At 44.0% G+C, this 24519-nt stretch carries 17 protein-coding genes and 1 riboswitch; of the genes, 5 read left to right on the top strand and 12 right to left on the bottom strand.

The features are described 5' to 3' along the window. The first annotated feature begins 136 nt into the window (after positions 1-136). Entirely contained in the window at positions 137-1078 is a 942-nt protein-coding gene (locus FME95_RS00085) for a LysR substrate-binding domain-containing protein (protein ID WP_246109292.1), read from the top strand. 213 nt (positions 1079-1291) lie between these two features. On the opposite strand, the gene focA is transcribed toward FME95_RS00085, so the two are convergent. Continuing rightward, positions 1292-2893: a formate transporter FocA gene (gene focA, locus FME95_RS00080; protein WP_147711814.1), complete on the bottom strand. Its 1602-nt coding sequence runs from the start codon at positions 2891-2893 to the stop codon at positions 1292-1294. Between the two features lie 474 nt (positions 2894-3367). Continuing rightward, on the bottom strand, positions 3368-4297 hold the full coding sequence (locus FME95_RS00075; protein WP_147711810.1) for a hypothetical protein: 930 nt from the start codon (positions 4295-4297) through the stop codon (positions 3368-3370). Positions 4298-4543: 246 nt separating this feature from the next. Between FME95_RS00075 and FME95_RS00070 the strand changes: the two genes are divergently transcribed. Together FME95_RS00070 and FME95_RS00065 are read left to right on the top strand one after the other, a co-directional pair. Beyond that, positions 4544-5899 (top strand): DEAD/DEAH box helicase, encoded by a 1356-nt coding sequence (locus FME95_RS00070; protein ID WP_147711807.1) that lies wholly within the window; start codon positions 4544-4546, stop codon positions 5897-5899. Positions 5900-6037: 138 nt separating this feature from the next. Continuing rightward, positions 6038-7699: a flagellar assembly protein A gene (locus FME95_RS00065; RefSeq protein WP_147711804.1), complete on the top strand. Its 1662-nt coding sequence runs from the start codon at positions 6038-6040 to the stop codon at positions 7697-7699. Positions 7700-7733: 34 nt separating this feature from the next. Here the strand turns inward: FME95_RS00065 and ddlA are convergent, their stop codons facing one another. From ddlA to FME95_RS00040, 5 genes are all read right to left on the bottom strand, one after another. Beyond that, positions 7734-8813 carry a D-alanine--D-alanine ligase gene (gene ddlA / locus FME95_RS00060; RefSeq protein WP_147711801.1) on the bottom strand — a complete coding sequence of 360 codons (1080 nt, stop codon included), beginning with the start codon at positions 8811-8813 and terminating at the stop codon, positions 7734-7736. A 237-nt stretch (positions 8814-9050) separates the two neighbouring features. Continuing rightward, complete coding sequence (gene trhA, locus FME95_RS00055) at positions 9051-9692, bottom strand: PAQR family membrane homeostasis protein TrhA (protein ID WP_222709882.1); 642 nt, start codon at positions 9690-9692, stop codon at positions 9051-9053. A 700-nt stretch (positions 9693-10392) separates the two neighbouring features. Then, positions 10393-11367, bottom strand: coding sequence for a porin (locus FME95_RS00050; protein WP_147711798.1), 975 nt, complete (start codon positions 11365-11367; stop codon positions 10393-10395). A 544-nt stretch (positions 11368-11911) separates the two neighbouring features. Then, the gene (locus FME95_RS00045) at positions 11912-12823 is read right to left on the bottom strand and encodes a porin (RefSeq protein WP_147711796.1); all 912 of its coding nucleotides are present in this window, start codon (positions 12821-12823) and stop codon (positions 11912-11914) included. 726 nt (positions 12824-13549) lie between these two features. After that, positions 13550-14437 (bottom strand): 1,4-dihydroxy-2-naphthoate polyprenyltransferase, encoded by an 888-nt coding sequence (locus FME95_RS00040; protein ID WP_147711793.1) that lies wholly within the window; start codon positions 14435-14437, stop codon positions 13550-13552. Between the two features lie 194 nt (positions 14438-14631). Here FME95_RS00040 and FME95_RS00035 point away from each other — a divergent pair, with 194 nt between their 5' ends. Next, positions 14632-15510, top strand: a complete 879-nt coding sequence (locus FME95_RS00035; RefSeq protein WP_147711790.1) for a bile acid:sodium symporter family protein — start codon at positions 14632-14634, stop codon at positions 15508-15510. A gap of 183 nt (positions 15511-15693) precedes the next feature. Here FME95_RS00035 and FME95_RS00030 read toward each other — a convergent pair whose 3' ends face one another. The 5 genes from FME95_RS00030 to thiB all read right to left on the bottom strand — a co-directional run bounded on the left by FME95_RS00030 (position 15694) and on the right by thiB (position 23100). Continuing rightward, positions 15694-18354 carry a putative bifunctional diguanylate cyclase/phosphodiesterase gene (locus FME95_RS00030; RefSeq protein ID WP_147711787.1) on the bottom strand — a complete coding sequence of 887 codons (2661 nt, stop codon included), beginning with the start codon at positions 18352-18354 and terminating at the stop codon, positions 15694-15696. Positions 18355-18566: 212 nt separating this feature from the next. Then, the gene (locus FME95_RS00025; RefSeq protein ID WP_147711784.1) at positions 18567-19925 is read right to left on the bottom strand and encodes a leucyl aminopeptidase family protein; all 1359 of its coding nucleotides are present in this window, start codon (positions 19923-19925) and stop codon (positions 18567-18569) included. Positions 19926-20000: 75 nt separating this feature from the next. Then, on the bottom strand, positions 20001-20648 hold the full coding sequence (locus FME95_RS00020; RefSeq protein ID WP_147711781.1) for a thiamine ABC transporter ATP-binding protein: 648 nt from the start codon (positions 20646-20648) through the stop codon (positions 20001-20003). Further along, the gene (locus tag FME95_RS00015; RefSeq protein WP_147711779.1) at positions 20632-22116 is read right to left on the bottom strand and encodes an ABC transporter permease subunit; all 1485 of its coding nucleotides are present in this window, start codon (positions 22114-22116) and stop codon (positions 20632-20634) included. Before FME95_RS00015 ends, FME95_RS00020 begins: the two co-directional genes overlap by 17 nt. A gap of 3 nt (positions 22117-22119) precedes the next feature. Next, complete coding sequence (gene thiB / locus FME95_RS00010; protein ID WP_147711777.1) at positions 22120-23100, bottom strand: thiamine ABC transporter substrate binding subunit; 981 nt, start codon at positions 23098-23100, stop codon at positions 22120-22122. A gap of 81 nt (positions 23101-23181) precedes the next feature. Next, positions 23182-23293: riboswitch (TPP riboswitch) on the bottom strand. A gap of 41 nt (positions 23294-23334) precedes the next feature. Between thiB and FME95_RS00005 the strand changes: the two genes are divergently transcribed. Further along, positions 23335-24126, top strand: a complete 792-nt coding sequence (locus FME95_RS00005) for a phosphotransferase (RefSeq protein ID WP_147711775.1) — start codon at positions 23335-23337, stop codon at positions 24124-24126. The last annotated feature ends 393 nt before the right edge of the window (positions 24127-24519 follow it).

Raw genomic sequence — 24519 nt, 5'->3', positions numbered from 1 at the left:
GCCTTATTGCATCGATTTTCTAGCAAAATGCGCCAACCCCTAGACTTTTTGCACTCAATCGTTGATGCGCGGCAGTATTCATCAATTTTACTGATACTACAATCAGGGCGAATCAATAACCCTCAGGTGAACGCTTATGATGAAGTATTCATTGAAGCAGCTATCAGTGTTTGATGCTGTCGCCAGTTTAGAGAGTGTGAGCGGTGCAGCCCGTAAGTTATCACTTACCCAGTCGGCGGTGAGTATGTCGTTATCGCAGCTCGAAAGCTTACTCGGGCGGCCGCTGTTTATTCGCCAAGGCAATCGGCTCGTGCTCAGCCACTGGGGCGAGTGGCTAAGGCCCAGGGCTCGCCGGCTATTGCAGGATGCGCAGCAGATAGAATTGGGTCTGCACGACCACCATATTATTAGCGGTCAATTCCAAATTGGCTCCAGCCAAACGGCAGGCCAACACCTGCTACCTGAGCTTATCACTAAAATTGATACCGATTTCCCGCAACTGCGAATCGATGTCAACATTCGTAATACCAACAGTGTGATTGATAGCGTCATCAATTATGAATTTCAGCTGGGCATTATTGAAGGCCGCTGCGATGACTCTCGGTTGCACCAAGAGCGTTGGATTGACGATTATCTGGTTGTTGTTGCCGCGCCGACACACCCCTTTGCCAAATACGACAATGTCAGCCTAGCCCAGCTCGAACAAGCTAAGTGGGTGCTTAGAGAAAGCGGTGCTGGTACTCGCCGGATCTTTAATTCTGCCATTCATGGCTTAATCGACCACATTGACGTTTGGAAAGAATTCGAGCAGGTCGGCATATTGAAAGCGATGGCCGAAAAAGGCCCTTACCTAACCTGCCTACCCTATTTAGACGTTGAGCCAGAAGTCGTTGAAGGTAAGTTAGTCATACTCAGCACTCCACAGCTCAACATGGAGCGATCACTGTCCTTCATTTGGCGTAATGATGAAATTGACAACCCGCTACGAGACTGCGTGCTTTCCGAAGCTCATCGAATGGCTAAGAAACGCCTTCGAGATCAAAACAACCGTTTAGCTAACCAGATCCCAGCCGTCTAAATCACAAACAGGGTGGTTTAAATACCATAATCTGCGCTCTGGCTTGAGGTTTTATTTGCTCTATTTATAGGAACATAAGTACCATCCAGATAAACAAGAACTATCCAGATCAACAAGAGCTATTAACATAAACAAAAGTGCTATTCATACGAGCAGAAAAAAGGCCTGTCTTAGCAGGCCGTTGCATTAGAACTTAACAATCCAAGTGAGCGCCTAGCAGGTGCTCAACTTTGGGTCGACACGCTGTACGCTTGTTGGCGCTGCATCATTACCAGCGGCAGCTTTCGCTAAAAACGCCACTATATCTGTACGGCGAACCACGCCACACAATGTATCGTTACAAACCACCGGATAAACGCTAGGACGCTGTGCCCGTGCCATCTTTAAACGCTCTTCATAGCTTTGGTAGACGTTAGCAGTCAGAAAACCAGAGTCGTTCACCGGGAATAGCTGCTCACGATCAACAGTCATAAATTCAATCAGATCGACCAGTGAGTTATCCGGTTCAACGGTTAAAACATCGGTTTGCATAATGTCTTTAATGCGCCATGCGGTTTGGTCAGAAAACTCCTCAGCCCATAAGTAGCGCAACACATCGTGCTCTGACACGACACCCAATAAACGCTGCTGGCTGTCGGCAACGGGCAGTACCCGCAGCTGATTTTCAGCCATAGTACGTAAGGCATCGGTTAGGGTCGCTTCTGAAGCCAGAACAATGGCATTGGCGATCATTAAATCTCTCACTTTGGCTTTTTTAATTACTGAGTTCATCATCGTATCCTCTTGAATTGCTTTCGCTTGAATCGTTGCTGTTGTTTTTTCTGCAGTGCCGCCAGTTCTCAGGCTAGGCAGTGGCTGGTTTGAAACCAACGTTAATGCCGAAACCTGGCGCACCTGTGGTTTTGTTTTGTCGTTTGTTTTTCGGGTCGTTTTTTGCGGTATCTCAGTTAACCAATAACCCAAACCGACAATCAGGCCACCGCCGACAATATTGCCGAGCGTCACTGGGATAAGGTTCTTGGTAATAAAATGGGCAACCGTCAGGTCGGAAAATTCCTGTACCGATATACCTAAGGATGTATAAAAATCGACGGGAGCCATGGTTTTTATGGCTAGGCCAAGCGGCACCATAAATAAGTTGGCAATGCTGTGCTCGAAACCTGTTGAAACAAACATCGCCACCGGCAAAACGAGCAAGAGCGATTTGGTCAATGCGTCCTTGCTGGCAAAGGTCATCCACACCCCTAAACACACCATCAAATTACAAAGAATGCCGAGTGAAAACGCCTGCAACCAACTGTGCTGTAATTTATGATCAGCAATGTGTAGAGCGTTTAAGCCCCAAGCTCCGCTATCGAGCATAAAAAGCCCTGCGCCACTGACGAGAGAAAGCATGAGCATCGCGCCAATAAAATTGCCGCCGTAAACTCGAGCCCAGCAGCGCAACATCTGCCCTGTGGTGATCTGTCGCTGCGCCCAGGCAATAGTGGTGAGTACCGTGCTGGTAAAAAGCTCTCCCCCTGCAATAACCACCAGTATCAAACCTAAGCTAAAGGCGATGCCACCAACTAAGCGCACCAAGCCCCAACTGGCATTCGCCGAAGCACCCGTGGTAACGGTGATATAAAAAACAAAGGCAATAGCGATAAAAGCCCCAGCAAAAACCGCTAATCCAAACGAGGTTGCAAAGGCTTTTTGTGCCTTAGCCTTGCCGTACTTAGCAGCCTCTTGCACCAACGAGGTATGCGCTTGAGCGGCATGACTAACCGACTTTTCAGCTATCGGCATCGCTGTACTGAGCTGATTAAGACTCATGATGCCTCCTTTTGACGAATGCGCAGTACGCCCACGCTAAGCAGTGAATGACCCATAGATCCTCCTTCGATGAAAAACAGATACGCCGAAGCGCTTGTCACCTAATGTTCAGGTATCTTCACCATAGCGGGACGAATGAGATAAAAAAATTTGATAATTTTTAAGGTGGGTATCAATTTTTAATAAGGTCAATCCAAACGACACTTCACTGCGGCCAACGCGAGTCTAAACAGCACTCGCCCTGCCTCAATACAGCTAATGACCAATAGAAAGGCGCACAATGGGCGCAAAAAGAGAGGGATTAAGCAAAGTTAAGCCGAGCTGTCGTCACCCTTATCATAAGGCTCCGGCTCGCCGCAGAATGCGCATCAAAAAAAATGATACTTAGATTCAACACCGATAAAACAGCCTGGGTTCAGGTTCATCGAAAACGCCCTGCCGCCAGCCATACAGCCTCAGCTAACGGATCAGGCTCTAAACCGACTGATCAAGCCACGATTGCAGCAGTGCGATAAATTCTGGATGCACCAAATAACCAATCGATGAATGAGGATTAGCAACGCCTTGGCGAACCGTCATGTTGTGGATAGGATAAATATCTTTGATATCTTCGCTGAGCATCTTTAACGACATCATTTGCCGAAAGTCGTTATGCAATCGGCCATCGTGACAAATGTAGTCACCTTCAGCAGAAAGGTTGTACCAGCGGCGTACGTTTGTTGGGTATCTTTTAAAGCCTTTGCAGTCTGCACCTTTAACCTTGGCTTTGACGTTTTCATCACCCAGTGGTGAACCTAAGGTCAAAAACAGATTCACCTTTTTGTGAACACCGTACTGATGTCGATATTCACTGTAATGAGACAACTTCCACAGGCTATCGTAAGCCACTACCGAGCCTAAACTGTGCGCTATGACGATAACATCGTCCGCACTGTCCAAGGCGAATGTTAACGCCTGAGTCATTCGCGCCCGAATGTCGTTACCATAATAGGTTTCGCCACCCCAATATTCGGCCATATCAGGAGCCACGGCATTGATAAGAAAGTCAGCCAAATGCAGCTTGCCCAACACCGCAGAGAAGGTATCCGCTAGGGCATCTTTAAAATAACCCGCATTGGCAACCTGCAGGTACGTCTGCCGATTAAATTGCGCTTTACTGTAACCTTTGAGCGTGGCTAATGCTTCGAAACGGGAATCTATATTTTCTGGTGGCAAATTAAGCACCTGATTAGACAGATCGCCATAGTAAACAAAGTCTTTGTCGATGCTGTCGAATTGTCTCACCGACGATTGAGAAAAATCCCGCGCAAGGCCATGACGTATAGCGCTATACCACAATTCAATCAACTCGGTTTCGGTCGGTTTTTGCGAACGGCCATGTACAAAAATTAGCTTTTTGGTCATCAATTAGCTTCCTATCAGCTGATCGCCCTGCAATAGCGGTCACTATTGAATAGCTTACAAAACCGGCTCGGTAAACAGGTCATTGTTTTACCCTCTTAAATGGACGCCAAAACAGCCAAAACGCCGCGCGATAAAGCGCACAAATAAGACTCAGTAGTGAGTTTAGCCTCATAATCATGTTAAACTTGCATGAAAACCGCATGACACGGGTCATTGCAACCTGCACACTTTTTGAGGTCACCCTTCTTGTTCGAATCACTCAATTTGCACCCAAAACTAATCCAAGCGATTAATGCCCTTCAATGGACACAAGCCACCGAGGTGCAAACGCAAAGCCTTCCCTTTGCTCTTCAAGGTCAAGATTTAATTATCAGCGCCGAAACTGGCAGCGGCAAAACCGCAGCCTATCTGATCCCTGTATTGCACAAGCTGATCAGCCAGCCGAATAACCAAGCAGGCAGCCAAATATTAATTATGGTTCCAACACGCGAACTGGCTCAGCAGGTCAAAAAAGACTGCGATGCACTCAGTCAATTTTCGGCTATTCAATCGGTCATTATTCGTGGCGGCCAAGAATTTCAATACCAGGCGTCGTTATTGCGACGTAACCCGCACATCATCATTGCAACACCAGGACGCCTAACTGAGCACCTGAACAGCAAAACCGTCGATTTATCAGACATTGAAACTGTAGTTTTAGATGAATGCGACCGCATGCTCGACATGGGTTTTAGAGACGAAGTACTGGCGATCACTGAACATTGCACAACTAAGCACCAAAGCCTGCTACTTTCAGCAACGTTACGACATCGCGGTGTTAAAGCCATTGCCGGCACGCTATTAAACGACGCCAAGTTGGTGAAGGTTGAAACAGACAGCTTGCAACCTAACATCACTCAGCAAGTGATTCTCAGTGATGACGATAAGCATAAAGAAAAGCTAACCCACTGGCTGCTAACGAACGAAAAATATGAAAAAGCCATCGTTTTCACGAAAACACGTGCCGCTGCTCAACAATTAAACAATCTGCTGCGTTATCATAAGCTGCGCGTCGAAAGCCTTCATGGTGAAATCGCTCAGGATGATCGCAACAAAGTCATGGCTAAATTCCGTGAAGGCGTGGTCGATATTATCGTCGCTACAGACTTAGCCGCTCGTGGTTTAGATGTTCAGGGTGTCGATTTGGTTATCAATTACCATATGGCACAAAGTGGCGACGAACATGTTCACCGTGTCGGCCGCACCGGCCGTGCTGGCGAGTCCGGCTTGGCGATATGCTTAGTAAATTCGTTCGACTATTCGTTAATGTCGAGTATTGAGCGCTACCTTAAAATTCGCTTTGAGCGACGCCAAATTGAGCCTTTAAAAGCTAAATACACGGGCCCTAAAAATGTTAAAGCCAACGGCAAGCCTGTCGGCGTTAAAAAAGCCAATACAAAAAAACGGAACTCTGATAAGAAAAACGAATCGAAAGTAAAAGCCGAAAAACACGCAGCACGTAAACGCAAAAATATCGGCAAACGTCGGCAGGCGACAAACCAACCAGAAACAGGTGGTTTTGCCCCGATCAAAAAGAAAAAAACAATAATAGAAGAACAGTAGCCTGCGGCCTAATCACTCGCGATACGACGATTCGACGATTTATATAAAAGCTAAAATAATGATACTTACTGGGCTAACACTGGTAATTTTTTCACTGTTAGCCTTAGATTAAGTAACAACACGACATAAGTTGTAACTATGCCCATACTCAATAAGAAAAACACATCTGCCAATATGAGCCTTGAGCTAAAGGTCAGTCAGGATCTCGGTGTTGCACACGCAGCACTGACGCCCTCAGATTCGCCTTTAGAACTCTCAATGGACATTCTAACGCGCATGATTTCTGAGCATGGCATTGCCGATTGGGATATTGACTTCACGGCACTGGAAAAGCTACTTGCTGACTTCGCAAAAGGAATACCAACTGAAACACTGTTCGCAACACGCTTAGACGCCGAATGGGATTTTAAAGTCTCGAATGACAAGATGGTCGTTCAAATTAAAGTCAAACCCGCGAAAGGCGGCACTCCGATTCAGGCCAAGACCTTACTGCAACAACTTATCGGCCTTAAAATCGACCAAAAACGCATCAATGGTCGCGCACTAAAAGCACTGGAAACACTGACAAAACCTGCCAAAACCGTCGTTGCGACAGGTAAAAAGGCTGTAATGGGCCGTAATAGTCGCTTTGAATCATTGATCGGCGACGAACCAGAAGCTCAAAACGGCCCCAAAGAAGACGCTTCCGGTCGCGTCGATTTTCTAGCAGGTAAAGACTATTTAACTGTTGAAGAAGGTACGCCACTGGTACGCCGACACCCTCCGACCAATGGCCAAGTTGGCATGGACGTTTATGGCAAAATAATTCAGCCAACACCTGGTAAGTCGATTCCTTTTGCCGAAGATATGCAAGGTGTTGCAATGTCCGACGCCGACTCAGAAGTACTAGTGTCCACCACTGCTGGCCACCCAATTATTTTAAGCGATGGCGCAAAAGTAGACCCAACGCTTAAATTCGACAATGTCGGACTCAATACCGGACACATCACCTTTGACGGCTCGCTCGATATTCGAGGCGATGTCATGAGCGGCATTAATATTGATGTCACCGGCGATGTGTTTATTAAAGGTTCAGTTGAATCTGCGACAATTAGTGCAGGCAATGACATCCATATCGGCGGTGGCGCATTAGGAAATATTGATTTACGCGAACAAGAAGGCGGCCAGTCGGAATGCCGACTCACGGCTCAGGGCTCCGTTGAAGTCCGCTACGCCAACCTTGCCGCTATTGAAGCAAAGAAAGACATCATCATTCGAGAGTACTCATTCAATTCAGACTTGGACGCTGGCAACATTATTCAGCTGGGCCAAACAGGTGGTAAAGGCAACCTTGTTGGCGGCAACATTGTCGCGGGTCAGGCGGTCACGGCAAAGGTGCTCGGCAGCCAAGCCTATGTTCATACTCGAATTCAGGTAGGCGCATCCCGTAATGATCTCGAACAGGCTTTACATCTTAAACGCCTGCACACCGAGCGAGTTAAAAAAATGGCCCAAATGAAGGCCTACTACATGTTGGTAAAAACAAAAATAGAAAACAACAGCGCCACCGCAGATGAAAAACACAAGGCGCGACAGGCACAAGAAAGCATGAAACAAATGCAAGAAATTTTGCTCGATATTGAAGGCAAGATGAACAGCATCAAGTTTGCCAAGTTCATTACCGATGCACCCAATATTACGGCGAATCAAGAATGCTTTCCGAACTGTTTTTTAACTATTAATGGTTCATCATTTAAGACCGACAGAGAATACCGAGCCGTCTCGTTTATCCGCAAAGGCGGACGTATCACAACTCGATAATCTCTGCGTTAATCAGCCAGAAATTGAATGAAACCTAAGGCCGATAGTCTTCAATAGCCAGTTCAATTAATTCACTGATTAAGTCGGTATAACTTAAGCCGCTGGCCGCCCACAAATTAGGGTACATACTAATTTTAGTAAAGCCGGGCAAGGTGTTCACTTCGTTAATAATAATCTGCTCATCATCAGTAACAAACATATCGACTCGCGCCATACCGCGGCACTCTAGGGCTTTAAATACCGCCAACGAGGTTTGTTGAATACGTTCACTTAACTGCTCAGATATATCTGCTGGCAAGCTTAACTTAGCGGCATTGGCGTCGATGTACTTGGACTCGTAATCATAAAAGCCATCACTTGCTATAATTTCACCGACAACAGAAGCACGAGGGTGATCATTACCTAACACGGCGCATTCTAGTTCGCGCCCTTTGATCGCTTGTTCTACCAAAAGTTTTTTGTCGTACTTAAACGCAGATTGAATTGCATCTAACAACTGCTCACGATTATGAGCACAGCTTACGCCGATCGACGATCCCATATTGGCCGGCTTAATAAAAACTGGATAATTAAATGTCGCCTCAATGCGCTGAACATCATCCTCAGTGAAATAAGCCGATTTCAATGTCATAAAATCAGCAACAGCAATACCCGCTTGTATCAGAATTCGCTTAGTGAAGTCCTTATCCATTCCAACCGACGAACTCAAAATACCACTACCGACACAAGCAATATTAGCTAACTTAGCTAAACCTTGAATGGAGCCATCTTCGCCATAAGGACCATGTAAAATGGGGAACAGTACATCCAGCGATGTCGAGTTGTTTACAGTGGTTTCTGTCAGTGGTTTTAGTGCCCCATTGGATTCACCTGCAACAAGAGCAACAGGCTTAGCCGTTTCTGCTAATGCTATGTTTTCTGGATCATCACCATTTAAAAAGACATCCGCAGAATCATTTAATAGCCAAGTCCCTTCTGCCGAAATACCGATTTTAACAACCTCGAATTTATCGCTATCAATAGCCGACAAAATACTTTGCGCAGACTGCAACGAAACCTGATGCTCCGCAGAGCGACCACCAAAGACCAAGCCAACTTTTATTTTCTTGCTCACACGTAAAACCCTAACTCTGTTATCTACTCTATTGTTTCAAATTTTACGCTGTTGGGCGAGCTTCGCGATACCCTTCTTTCGGCAAACAGATAAAAGCTCAAACGACATGATTAAAAAACGAACAGCAACGAAACATAGGCGACACAGTTAATCCCATCTAACGGGATTAACTGCGCTTAACCGATATAGCTGTGTTTTATAAGCTAAAGAAAGCTTAATTAAGAAAGGTTTAATGAACTAAAGAACGTAAAAGAGAATGGCGAAGTAATGTAAAAATGCACCCGCCATGACAAATAAGTGCCAGATGGCATGATTGAATGGAATTTTTTTATTAACGTAAAACACAACGCCACCACTGTAGGCTAAGCCGCCGCCAACAATCAGTGCTAGCCCTGTTGCATCCATATTGGCGATTAAAGGTCTGGCTGCAATTACGGCGACCCAACCCATGATCAAATACAGCGTTACCATAAGCGCTTTAACATGGCGCGCTGGTGATAGCTGCAACACAGTACCAATAAGAGTTAAGCCCCAAATAACACCAAATAATGACCAACCCCAAGCACCACTCAAGGTCACCAGCGTTAATGGCGTGTAGGTACCGGCAATTAAATATAGTATCGCTAAGTGATCGGCCTGCCGTAGAACCCGACGTGCGCCTTCAGCCTGAACGGAATGATACAGCGTTGACGCTAAAAACATCGCAATGAGTGCAGCGCCGTAAATAGAAGCAGACACAACCTTCCAAACACTGCCATCACCGACTGATACCAATAGCATTGCTACCAAACCAATAATCGCTAAAAAAGCCCCTAGTCCATGGGTAAGGCTGTTAGCCAACTCTTCTCTAAAACCGTATCTCGGCATTGTCTCTGCCACAATAAACTCCTAACCTAAAAGCATATCTATCAAAATAGATGGAAAACCAATTAATATACAACTGTATATTTCTGAGCTAAGTATGATCTAAGATGACTCTAAATGATAGATGTGACACCTTCTTTACACGCCAATTTACACCACAAAGCAAACAACACAAACAACACAAACAACACAAACAACACAAACAACACAAACAACACAAACAACACAAACAACACAAACAACACAAACAACACAAACAACACAAACAACACAAACAATAGTAATCAAGGACTTGAAAAAGAGAAGGAAGATTATTAAAAGTTGCCGATGGCAAAAAGGATAGATAATAGGAACAAAAAGAGCGGCATCAGCCCCACTTCAAGTGGCCATTGAAAGTAGCCTGAAATTCGCCGCTAATCGACTTTGGGAAACCTAAGAAGCAAAGCGTTAAACTTCTCAGTGTGTCACTCCGGCCACCGGAGCAACCATTTGCCAGCTCAACCAGGCCGACAAATAACACAGAGCACCAGGTTGAAAGAAAGCTGTAGGCACTCTAGAAATTAGGTTTGTATCTAAAAATTCTAGTTTAAGCGGTAAACGCTCAATAATGGGTTAACCACTATTATCCGTGCCGGATAGGCGACCTTTGCGATAGATAGCAAAGGTCGCTTTATCAATCACAGCAAGGCCGAAGCCTGGCTGTTAAAGGTATAACTTAGAAGTCGACAGATAAGCCAACAACGAAGCCTAGCTGAGTATCAACGTCATCGTTGCTTTCACCAAACAGTTCAGCATAAGTATCTACATCTTTATGTAAATCGTAATCTAAGTTTACATAATAGTATGTAGTTTCAGCACTTTCATCTCCCGGAATAAGGTACCCTAAACCACCACCAATATCGAAGGTTGAAGAAAAGTCATACTCAAAAGAGAAGTCTGTACCTATATTTTCACTATCTTGGTTATAGGTAGTTTGGTTTGCAAGCTTAAGACTATCAATGCCTTTCCACTCGATGCTACCGCCCATTGACGTTAGCGGATCATCACCGTCTTCTCCATCTTGATCCTGAACCGCAAAAACTGCTCCAAGAGTAATATCTGCAACTTTATACTTACCAAAAACATCATAAGCAGTAGCATCACTTGGATCACCTTCAGGTAAATCTGTAGAGGCTGCAATATAAAAGCTATCACCGCTATATTCAACGACCAATACTTCAGCAGAACCACCATCAATGTCATCTGCACCAAGTACAGATTCATAAGCTAAGTCTGAATCTTTTTCCTCAGTGATTCCAAATTGATCAACAGCTAAATCTTGGTCGCCATAACGTACATGCAGGCCGCCAACTTTTACACCGATGTAATGATCAATTAGGGCATCCTTCAATTCATCTTCTGGAACACCGTCATCACTAGAGACATTTTCTTCCGTCCAGCTAGCAAATTCAAATGCATAGAAGCCATAAACTTGGACACCATTTTCTAGGTCGTAAGCAGCCTTTACTTCAAGGTCGACATTATCAGTTTTATAGTCAACTGTTGACTCATCTTTCTCATCACGAACAACTTCAAATGCAACTTCACCGGTAAGGTCTAAGCTCATACCGTCTTCTTCATAAACAGTTTTTGCTTGAGCAGCAGTCGCAGCAATGGCAGCAACAGCAATAGTCAGTGCTAATTTTTTCATTATGATCAATTCCTAACAATTAAGGTTGAATTTTTTATTATATATAAAAACCGCCACGCCATAATCAGCAGGCGATGAGGCCCAACTGCAACGTATTTTGTATTATCAAAATACGTAATAAGCCGTTGCGGTTAAACTAACACCCTCGGATGCCATTTACAAATAGCTGAAACTATTTTCTTTGTTTTACATCATTGTAGCCAAAAATAACTATTTAACTGACGCAACGCGTAGCAGCAAACCCGTCATTATTCCAGTAGGGTTATAAAAAAATGACCAAATTAAGGCTTATAAAACGCCGACAAACGCGGACTCGACACTCAAATAATTGCACGACAATAAAATAGTGGTTTCTCTGCCAAAAGCTCGCTTTAAAAAGCAGTTGTGCCTAGGGCTGAGAAAGAGAAAGAGCAGAAAGCTAGGGAGCAAATAAATAAGTGAATGTTTAACAAAAAAAAATGGCCCAGTAATAAATACTGAGCCACCTTTGTGTTAATTAACCAGCTTAATTAAAAGCATTAAGTGGTTAGATTAACTATTCGACTTAGAAGTCTAGATCAACACCGAAAACGTAACCGATTTCAGAATCGTCAGCATCGTTACCATAAACTTCACCGTAGAAGTCTAAAGCACCTAGGTCATACCAAGTGTTAACGTAGTATGTATTTACTTCATCAGCCATACCGTAACCACCAGCTACTGATAGCTCAGAAGATATGCTATAGCTTGCAGTTAGATCGATACCAGAAGTTTCACCTTCAGTTTCAGCAGAGTATTGAGCAGCAACACCGATTGCGTCCATGCTGTAAGCAACAGCAACACCGTAAGCAGTTTCTGCGTCTTCGATAGACTCATAAGTACCAGCAATGGTAGCGCCAGCAACGTCATAAGAAGCGAATACAGCGTAAGCTGTTGCATCTTCAGCGTCAGAGAAATCGTAAGAACCGATTACTGTGAATGCATCAGCAGCGTAAGAAACTTTCAACGTTTCGTCAGAAATGTTGTCAGGAATTTGAATAGCAACATCTGAATCTAATTCGTTAGTGAACCAGAAATCATCAGAAGCAGCATAAACATTACCGAACTTAACAGTTAAAGCACCAGTTTGGTAACCTAGGTAGTATTCATCATCTAATTGAAGAAGGTTTGCAGAGGTCTCTACCGTATCACCACTATCTTCATCAATAGTATTAAACTCAGTAGGTGAAGCCGCTTCAATATCGAAGTAACCGAATACAGTACCACTCTCTAGAGCAAGGCTTGGTTCAATGAAAAGGTTAAGATCGTCAGTTTTGAATGCGTTAACATCAGTACTTGTATTACTAACTGCTTCAAAAGCAATCTGACCAGAAATATCTAAAGACAAGCCATCTTTTTCATAAACAGTACCTGCTTGAGCAGCTACAGCAGCAAGTGCGATAGAAGATACCGCAACAGAAAGTGCTAGTTTTTTCATAGTGATTTCACCATTTTTTGGTTGATAGTAAGTATCTAACTCTTATACGGCTTCCCAAAAAGTTGTAGCCGAGTTAAATCGAAAGCGAAGCCAATCTACCACCACAAAACTTTTGCAACAATGCTTTTCAACTTTCGTTTTACTTCAAACTGTAATCTTAAGGTAAAGAAAGAACCTTTTTGTCGTTATTTTGAGGCGATCACTTGATTTTTTTTAGAAAAAAAAAGCCCTAATATGTCAGTTTTAAGACGATAAAGCGGATAATTGTCTAAAAAATCAACAACATAGGGCTTTTTTTCAATACCGTTTTATATTTATTCGTCAGTTTGTCAATTTATTGTAAACGAGGTAAGAAAACGGGAACTATTGACAATTTTTCTCAGAATCATTAGCTATTACGACTATTACCAAAGCCAAAAACGCACCGCAAAGGCGCTTGTTTACTGGGCTCAGCACCAATAACTGGCGCTTTTTAATAAAACCGTCATAGCAAGCTGATAAGGGATTTTTTTACGTAAAAGCTAGCAGACTTCTGCTAAAAAACTCTGGCTGGGTAATATTTTTGATTTGCTACTAACTTTAGCTTCAAAGTATAGACATACCGTTGACGGTATTTAGAGGTGACACGTCACTGTCACCTAATCGAATGTGACTATTCAATGACAATTCAAATAGCTCAATGACAATTCAAATAGCAGGAGCTCACAGAGGGCTAAAGCCACCTAACTACGGCAACGTTGGTAGTAGAACTAGACATAGACTGGTTAATAGGCAATAAACCAATTCGGTTTTAGCCGTCTGCGCCAACAGCGCATTCAACTCCTGACCTTGAGATTGATACGACAGCTGAAACAGCCGACGAAACAACGGCGCGCACAAGAGCAACGGCAATATAAGGACAATGCCTAATAAGGAGACAAGCGCTAAATGTAGGCCAATCACAAACCAGAGCAAATATCGATAAAGCATACGCGCACGAGCTTCGCTAAGCATCACTGCCAAAGTGTATTTGCCTGCCACCTTATCGGTTGGAATATCACGTATATTATTGACCAGCATAATGGCAGCACTGATCAGCCCGGCTACCGAGGCAAAGCCTAAAACAAGGCTACCTATCGCTTGGCTGTGTGCAAAGTAACTACCGCCAACCGCAAGCCAACCAAAAAATAAAAAAACAGTCACCTCTCCTAAACCATGAGACGCCAATGGCCAAGGCCCGCCACTGTATATAAAGACGGCGACCATCGCTGCAATACCAAACCACACTAACGCCCAAGACGATAACCAGCAAAGCGCTAAGCCCGAGAGCAACGCAATACTACAAACCAACGCCAGCGCCCTTTTCATTGCGGCGGCAGAAACCATCCCGCTCTGACTGGCGCGCACAGGGCCCAGCCGATGTTCGGTATCGACCCCAGAGGCGTGATCAAAATAATCGTTGGCAAAATTCACCGCCACCTGCAACGCCACAGCGCAAATCAACGCCAGCAATAATAGCCATACGTCAAACTGGCCATGAAAATACGCCAGCGCAGAACCTAAAATGACCGGGCTAACCGAGGCGGGCAGAGTTTTAGGGCGAGCGGCAAGCCACCAAGCATGAGTCGAATTCATAAAGGAGTATTTGTCGGTCAGAAAAAAGTGCGCCAAATGTAAAGAAATTACGAGTAAAGCACCAGTGCAAAAGTGGATCTAGTTAGATACTTATCAATACGCAAAGCCAAATCAATCGTTAGCCTTGATTTATGCGTTAAGCTCGCTCATGCATCTAATCTTAAATTCATTGCATCGACAGTAAGGAAGTACGTATGTCGCTATTCGTTTCTCAAATTTTACTGCCCGTGGTTCTCGCTGCCATCATGCTTGCGATGGGCCTTGGCCTAAGCGTAAAAGATTTTCAACGCATTATTCTACAGCCTAGAGCCGTGCTGTTAGGTTTGCTTTTGCAGATCGCCTTTCTACCGTTACTGGCTCTAGCCATCATCACACTTGTGCCACTATCACCTATGGCAGCAGCAGGATTATTTTTAGTCTCACTTTGCCCTGGCGGTGCAACATCGAATCTGTTTTCTTTTTTAGCGCGCGGTGACATTGCCTTAAGCGTGACACTCACAGGCTTAACCAGCTTACTTTCGCCAATAATTTTACCCTTAGCATTTTACAGCTACCTTGCTGTAACAGCGGATAGCGCAACGACCTTTGCGGTACCTTTAATAACTCTAATGAAACAACTGGCGTTAGTAACCCTTGTACCGGTATCAACCGGCATGATCATTCGGCGCATGGCGCCTTCTTGGTCAAACAGCGTCCAACCGATAGTTCGACGCATCGCAACGGGCGCAATGATCGCCATTGTATTTGCATTAATGGCAACGAATCTGAACGTAGTACAGGCGCTATTCAGTCTAAACAGCTTGGCCGTATTACTGCTCGCCACTGGCTCGCTGATCATTGCTTTTGGCATTGCCGCACGCGCTAATCTTAACCAACAACAACGACGCACCATTGCGATTGAGGTCGGCGTACAAAATGCTGGCACCGCCATGATGGTGGCACTGGCAATATTACATACACCTGAGTTGGCGTTTGTACCACTCATGTACGGCCTATTTATGAACCTTCCAGCCTTTGGCTTTTTGGCATGGCTGGCTAAAAGAGATGCTCGGCAGTTGGTGGCAAGCCGTTAACGACTGGTTAAATTTAAATCAAAAAAAACCGCGACGGCCTTTAATGCCTCGCGGTCTATCTACTTTAGTTAGTTATTTCGTTACTTTATCATTTCGTTATTTATTTATTTAGTTAGTTAGTTAGTTAGCTATTTATAAGGCTATTAACTATTAACTAGTTAAAAAACGATAAGCATTTAAGCATTATTGTGAGAGCAGTTGCTCATACTCCGTAATAGACACGGCTTCACTGTAATGAAAACCTTGAAAATACTGGCAACCTAATTGAATTAGCTGATTTCGCTGCTCTAGATTTTCAACACCTTCTGCAATAACGGTCAATTGGAAATTCTGCCCCAAGTGTAACGCAGACTTAATCAGTGCCACCGACTTCTCGGAATAATACAGTTGCTCAATAATGCTGCGATCAATTTTGATTTCATCAACTGGTAGCTCTTTTAAATAATTCAATGACGCATAACCCGCACCGAAATCATCTAAACATAGACGAACACCCTGCTGTTTGAGGCGATGAAGCTTTTCAACGATCGATTCAATGTCATCACTTAACCCGATCTCTGAAACTTCTAATGTTAATAATGAAGGATCAATACTATAAGCACCAATCGTTGCGGCAAAATGATCGACAAAGTCTTTTTGCCGAAGCTGCTTAGCACTGACGTTAACCGACAAGCTTAAGTGCTTAGTATGACTTTGTTGTTGCCAACGTTGTAATTGCTCACAAACCTGCTTCAACATGATGTCACCAACGGCGGCAATTAAATTGGTCTGCTCAGCCACCTTCATAAACACTTCTGGTAACACCACACCTCTGTTCGGATGCAGCCAACGCGCTAGTGCTTCGGCTCCGACAATATTTTGGTCGCTGTCGTGCTTAGGTTGATAATAAGCAATAAATCGATTGTCAATAATCGAACTGCGCAGTTCGCGCTTCATATCCTGTTCAAAGTTAAGCGACTGTTGAATTTCTGCACCCACAATGACGCTGCTGTCCATTTCGTGTTGCTGTGCTTTTGTTAACGCTACATCAGCCATCTGCACTAAGCTGTTAACACTAAACTGTTTAGAGTTATAAACCACACCACCAATGCTGTTGGAGATAAAGTGCTCGACATGAGTTTTACCTTCTTCATAAGGCAAATAGTACACTTCCGTTAAGGCGTCATTTATAACCTCGGCCATTGCAAGTGCTTGCGCTTTGGCAGTTTTTTCGTCGGCACTTAAATGCTGCAAGACAACCGCAAATTCATCACCACCAAAACGAGCGACAGTATCTTCAGCTCGTAATTGTCGCTTAATTCGCTGTGCAACTTCGATCAAGAGTTCATCACCCACCTGATGATCGTATGTGTCGTTCACTAATTTAAAGCGATCTAGATTGATAAGCAGTACTGCGCCGTAGTGGTGTTTTTGAGCATGCAATTCAATCGACTGATTTAAGCGCTGCTTAAATAATGCTCGATTAGGCAACTCGGTTAGTGGATCAAAAAACGCCAAACGCTCTATTTTATCTTGGTTAATTTTCTCTTGGGTGATGTCCTGCATAATGCCGACAACCAGCAGAGGTTTATTGTTTTCATCAAACTCGGCTATCTTTCCGCGATCCCAGATCCAAATCATTTCGCCATCTGATCGATGAACTCGATACTTTAAATTGAATGGTTCATTACGTTCGAGTAACGCCGCTAATTGAGCGTGAACCTTTTCTCGATCTTCGTCATGAATGCATCGATCAAATGCCTCAAAGTGATTTTCAGAGGCAAAAACGCCAGTGATTTTTTCCCACTGAGCGTCATAGCCGACTTCATTCGTCCGAACGTTCCACTCCCACAAGCCTTCATTCGATACTTCAAAAATACTTTCTAGACGACGAGCATTACGTTCTGTTTCATTCTTCAGCGATACGACATCAGTGACATTCTGATAAATGGTCGTCAAGTATAAGTAGTTATCTGAGCCTCGAAACGGAATGCGAGTCAGCAAGGAATGGCTTACCTTACCGGTTTTATCATCAACACAATCTTCATAATTTTGCTCGGGTTCTTGCTGACGCATAATCTGCTGTTCTTTGTCGAAATTGCCAGCCTCGGTTTTACGTTGCTGACGTAACCAACATTGATAATCGGCCTGCTCACTGACCGTTGTTGCGCCTTGTATCGCCTTACGACCATGATGATTTGAGTATACGGTGCGACCGCTATAGTTTTTAACACTGATATAATCTGGATGAGATTTAAGAATGGACTCAAGTAATTGACTGCGCGACTGAATAGAACGATAGATAAACAGCACCAATAAGCAGGTTATAACAAACAGGCTAATCAGAAACACCGTGATCTTTTGTTGGTGGTTGGCTAGCCAGGTTTCAATCGCAGTTGGGCGACTAATAAGATCCTGTTCTAAGGCTGTTATCAGCTGTGTTTGAGCAACAAAATAAGCGACTAAATAATCCGGCCGTATCAGCACGCGACCATTGATCTCGGACAATTGCCATTCATCAACAAGATTTTGTACCGAGTCAGAGAAGTTTACAAATAGGGTGCTCGGAACTTTAGACTCGAGCTCCATACGCTGAATGTCTGCGAGTAACCGCTCAACCTCTGCAAATCGGTCGATTTCCTCAGAATCTGTTACTGACGTAGGTACCGACTGCAATAATCCAAGACGCATAAATTGATGATCTAGCTGGATGAACGGGTTATGAGTAGAGCTGCTCTGTGCTGGCGCGCTGGCGCCACGAGAACCCATAAACAACAGCCCCATAATTATGACTGCAATAAACAGATAGATCAGGAATTTAACAAGATTTGCTAGATTGAGATATTTTTGAATCATTCTGGACATCGGGTTACCAAGGATCTTCAAAGTCAAATAAGTTTAGTCGACATTTCGCAGATAAGTAGTCAGATTGATCGCTATTGGTCGATATTTTTTGCCCAATGTCTAACACTGGAAGTTCTGTCAATGACATTGCCGGACTCGATGATGAAACCTTCGAATCAGACAATGCTTGACTGGTTTGCGTCGGTGATGCTCTGACAGATGTGGCACGGCACTTAGCAGTAACGTGCCTCTAGCGCATTAAAAACCGCCCTAACACCCATGGCTTCACCACCTTTTGGACGACCTGGTCGGGCACGATCATTCCATGCGCCAACATCAAAATGCACCCAATTATCGCTGGCAACAAAATGCTGTAAAAACAAAGCCGCGGTAATCGAGCCGCCGTAAGGTGTAGGAGAAGCATTCACCAGATCAGAGATCGAACCTTTCATGTAGTCGGCGTAGCCCTGATGTAACGGCAATTGCCAAATACTGTCTTCTGCCTGAATCGCGCCAACACGTAACTGCTCAGAGAAGGCATCATCCGTTGAGTAAAAACCAGGAACCTCTAAGCCTAAAGCAACGCGGGCGGCACCGGTTAAGGTAGCGAAATCGATGATCAAGTCTGGGTTCTCATCGCTGGCTTCGGCTAAAGCGTCGCACAACACTAAACGCCCTTCTGCATCGGTGTTGTCAATTTCGACCGTCAAACCCTTGCGTGTTTTTACGATATCACCAGGGCGAAAAGCATTGCCGCTCACCGCATTTTCAGCCGCTGCGACGATCACTCTGAGCCGAACCGGTAACTCAGCGGCCATAATTAACTTTGCTAAGCCTAAAACATGCGCGGCACCGCCCATATCTTTTTTCATTAAACGCATGCCCGAGGCTGGTTTAAGATCTAAGCCGCCACTGTCAAAACAAATACCCTTGCCAACAAGCGTTAGCTTAGGAGCATCTTCATCGCCCCAATGCAATTGCAATAATCGAGGATCGTGAACAGAAGCACGACCGACCATATGAATTGTTGGGTAATTTTGCTCCAGTAATTGCTCTCCAACCAGCTCGTCAAATTCTGCATCGTATTGTTCGGCCAGCGTTTGCATCTGTTGCGATAAATGTTCGGGCATCATATCCGCAGCTGGCGTATTGATAAGATTTCGGGTTAAAAACACCGCTTCGGCTTGATCTTGCACTTGCTGATAAGAGGATTGATTTTCAATGTACAGTACGGCTTGCTCGTTATCAGATTTCAGATAACGGTCGAACTGATATTGCGCTAATGCCCAACCGAGAGCAAAGTTTGCCTGTTGCGATGGCGAGCCAGAGAAACAATAATCGCCGGCAGGCAATGCAACCGCCAAGTTCGCAAAGTTCCAAATCGACGCTTCTTGTGTATCTTTAACAACCACCAAAACAAAGGACGACTCACCTTCACTATTCGGTATCAGGCTGTATCCTGGTGTTTTAAAACCACTGAAGGTTAGCCAGTTTTTAGTTTGTAGTTGCTGATCATCGAGCCAATCGTCATAGTGACGTTCGGTCACAACCTGAATAGCAATCCCTTGGTTACCGTGCTGTACATTAATCATAAAATCGCCTTAAAAATTAATACGCCTAGCAAGAGAGCTAGTCGCGAAACCTGTTAACTGATACATCATGATAAGTTAGCAGAGTCTTGTAAATAGCCATGAATCAGCACTGTGTCCATGCAAAACTGCCGAGACTTTATGCTCTATCTCTGAGAGGTGGTGCGTCACCAGTATCACAGCTGAATTTTGCTCTTTGCGCATATCTTGCACCCAGCCCATACCCTCTTCACGCAACGACGGATCTAGAGAAGAAAACGGTTCATCCAATAATAGAATGGGTTTGTTCTGCAAAAACACACGAGCCAAGGCAACTCTTTGTTGTTCTCCGCCAGATAAATCACTGGCCCGTTTTTTAAGTAACGAACTTAGGTTGAAACGTTCGGCAGCTGACAACAGCTGTTGCTTTTCAACAGCGTTTAGTTTGCCATGCGTTTGCAAGCCAAAGGCGATATTCTGATAAACACTTAAATGCTCAAAGATATTATCTTGCTGAAACAAAACGCCAAACGGCCTTTGTGCAACGGATAATTGAGTCAAGGGTTGACCATGCCAACTTAGATCACCAGAAGACGGCAACTGAAAGCCGAGCAATGCCGAAATTAAGGTACTTTTACCGACGCCACTTTGACCGACTACCGCCAATAATTCACCTTCGGCTAATTGGAAATCCCAACAAAACGATTGAGCATCTCGTTGGATTGTCAGTTTATCGACCTTTAACATGCGCTTTTCTCTCTCCAAGCCATTCAGCGGCTAATAAAATCAGCGCACAGATAACCAATAACAACAACGTCAGCTGTGACGCCAAGATCATTTGGTAACTTCCCATCGCCTGATAAATCAAAATAGGTAATGTGACAAAATTCACCGAGCCAACCATAGCGCTAACGCCCAAGTCGCCCACCGACAACACCATGGCTAGTGCAACGCTCCAAGGTATCTGGCCGCGAATGGCAGGCCAATATATATACTTAAATTGGGTGGCTAACGGCATGCCAATAGCTGTGGCAATAACGGCATAACGCTGCTGATACACATTGACTCGATTACGCAACATCGGAACGAGCAACGGCATGGTCATCAGCGCGTTGACCCAAATAATCAACAGGTGCGTCACTTTAAAAGCAATGCCTAACTTTAAAACCAATAAGAACAACCCTGTGGTAATCACCATAACGGGCAAAATGTTCAAGCCATAATCTAACAGTAAATTAAGCCGACGCTGCTGACTAAAAGCTCGGCCTAAAGACAACAGAATACTGAGCATGGCGCTGAATAATGCGATCACAAAACTGGTAGTCAACGCAGCTAACAACCGAGAGGAACCAATCCACGGCTCAGAAAATGCTTGAGCAACTAGAGAGGTCACAGGATACAACAAGACCAATAACAGCACGCCGATGATCAGCCGCTGCATATGGTTTGAACTTGGCTTTATATGCTTAACAAGCCGTTCATACTCCATTTTAAATGACGCTCTTTTACCGAGTAATAAGATGATCGATGCTGTCGACAAAAAATGAATCAACGCATAAAGAACCGCTGCTTTTGGGTCGAAATCAAGTTTTAGCGCCTGATAAACCGCAACCTCTAAATTGGTATTTGCAGGGCCGCCGCCAAGTGTTAAAACAATGGTAAAACTACTAAAGCAAAAAATGAAAATTAGCAGAAATACAGGTTTTATAGCCTGTAACAAAACAGGTAACTCAATCCAATAAAATTGTTGCTTTTGATTAAAGCCAATCGACCGTCCGAGCTGGTATTTTTCTTGAGAAATATTTTCAAGTGATTGCCAAATTAACCGGATAGCAAAGGGGCCGTTAATATAAAGATGAGCGATTAAAATGCCTTTTAAGCTAAAAACATTAATCCAATCAGAGTAGGCAGCGACAACAGCTAAAATAATAATCAGTGTCGGCATGATAAAAAATAAATTGAACAGACTCTTTAACACCCACTGAAAGCGAAAAGCCTGCCGAGAAAGAAACCATGCAATAGGAGTCGCAATCAACACAGAAAAAAATGCAGATAAAAAAGCCTGCCAGATAGAAAATTGGACGATCGAGACTAGCCATGAATCAAAATACTGCAGCCACGGGCTGCCAATGCCTGGGTGCAGGTAAAGACCAGCACCACAAAGCATTAACGTTAGGCATAAAAAACCCGTGGTCAATCTTGCTAACAAAGTCATGACTTAGCTAGCCGATGAACGCCATTCCCGTAGCCACTGCTTACGATTTTTATAAACCGTACTGCTTGGCGTATAGATTGTTTTTGGTGTGATTAGCTTGTCAAACGCGGCCGGTGTTTCTGCATCTTTAAGTACAGGCTGCATCCAGTTTGTGCTGGCTAAAACAGCTTGTGCTTCTGTACTGATCAAAAATTGTAAAAATGATTTCGCAAGTTCTGGCTCTTTACTGGTTTTAAGTGCTGCAGCCATTTCGATTTGTACGTAATGCCCTTCTGAGAATTCAGCCGCTTTATATTGTTCGGTTTCATCCCAAGTCATGTGATACGCAGGCGATGTCACATAACTTAAAACTAAATCACTTTTACCTTCTAAGAACAGGCTATATGCTTCGCTCCAACCTGGAGTGACTGTGACGGTTTTTTCTTTAAGTTGCTGCCATGCTTGTGCACTTTCATCACCATAAACAGCTTTAACCCAAAGCATTAAACCTTGGCCTGGTGTACTGGTACGAGGATCCTGATAAATAATGCTTAGCTCAGAGTCTTCAACTAATTCTTTTAGTGAGCTGGGTACGTCAGTAACTTTTTGGTCATCATAAATAAAAGCAAAATGGCCGTAATCGTATGGAACAAATTGGTCGTCATTAAATGCATACGGAAGGTCTAAGTTTTCAAAGGTCATGCCGTGCGCTTGTAACAAATTTAATGCTTTTGTCTCTTCAATAAGTGCATCGTCTAAACCCAATACAATATCGGCGCTGGTCTGCTGGCCTTCTAAACGTAATCGATTTAACAGTGATACCCCATCTTCTAAACCAATAAATTCGACATCACAATCACACTGAGCTTCAAATAGAGTCTCAATTTGTGGGCCTGGACCCCATTCGCTAGTAAAAGATTGATAAGTATAAACGGTTAGAGTTTGTGCTTGGCTAAACGATGCCAGTAGCAAAGACAATAAGAAAGGTTTAAATAACAGCTTCATAATATTTCCTGTATCAATTAGATTATTGATACCGGCGTTTTTATTCATCCAATATAATGAATAAAAAAGAGAGGGGCTGGAAAATACAGCCTGTCTGCTCCCTACGCCAGTATTAACTGGGTCAGGTTCAACGGGTCAGTCTCAGCCACACGTCTAATAATAAAAACGTTGCTTGGCACCCCGGCAAGAACGAGTCATAGTTTACCTACGTTTCAAGGAACAAAAAAGATTTATATGACACTTAGAAAACACCTAGAGTCGATCGCCTGCTTCACCGGTGTAAACCTTAAAATTCATCGAATCAGTCATAGTCTAACAAATAGCGTGTATCGATTAGACAGCGAACTGAAATCTTGGGCGTTACGCATCAACAATCCCTACTCGGCAGCCTTAGGGATTAATCGTCAAAAAGAATGCGACATTTTAATGGCTATTCAAAATTATTCGTGGAGCCCTAACATTGTTTATATCGACAATGACCTCTGTTTAAGCAAATGGATTCAAGGAGATCGATTCAATCTTGAAAAAGACCAAAATTTGGAGCGACTCATTCAACTAGTCAAAGAACTCCATACGGTGCCCTGCTCGCAAATCCAACAACACGCCGCGATGGATATCCGACAAGAAATTCGACATTTACAGGCACCGTCTTTTTATGCCAATCAAGATTGGAGACAACTGCTAGAGCAACAGTTCGAACGTTATCGCCTTCCGGCAAATCCAGTGCTTTGTCACTTTGACCTTCACCCCGATAACATTATCGAAACAGAACAATCGTTAAACTTACTGGATTGGGAATACGCAGCTCTTGGCGACCCGTTAATTGATCTTGCCTTTATTTCGCAAGGGTTTTCACTAGATGAACCCCAATGGCAACAATTAATAGCAACCTTCAAACCAGATGAAGATGAATTAGATTTAGCTCGCTGCTTAGCGAAAATCACCGAATTACTCTGGCATGAGCAACGCTTCCCTGAACAAAGCCAACTCGATAATTATCAACACTGGTATGACACCTGGAAGTAAGAACCTAACCCAAACCCTTTTTCTTGATACCTTTCCTGTTCTACCGCCGCGTCTTGGTTTCCCTAAACGCACTCGAAAACTCGCTGCGCTCAGACACCCTCGCGCATTGAGACAAACCAAAGACGGGCGTTAGGCTAACGATAACCAGCATATTTGGTATGAGATTCTTCGTTATACATTATTTTGATATTAGTCCTTCTTAGCCCCTTTATTTAACAAGTTTCCTTTTCATTGGTCTTGGTAAAAATATTCACTGCAAAGACGGGCCTGCAATGCGTGTTTATCGGCGAGTGTGTCTGAGCGCAGCGAGTTCTCGAGCCGGTAAAGGGGCATTGCGGGCTGTCCATCACTACAACACTACAAACACGTTGCTTTCATTTGCCCTTATACCTT

It is taken from the genome of Reinekea thalattae (assembly GCF_008041945.1).
Lineage (GTDB): Bacteria > Pseudomonadota > Gammaproteobacteria > Pseudomonadales > Natronospirillaceae > Reinekea > Reinekea thalattae.
The sequence above is the reverse complement of the archived record's forward strand: the minus strand, read 5'-3'. Positions and strand labels throughout refer to the sequence as shown.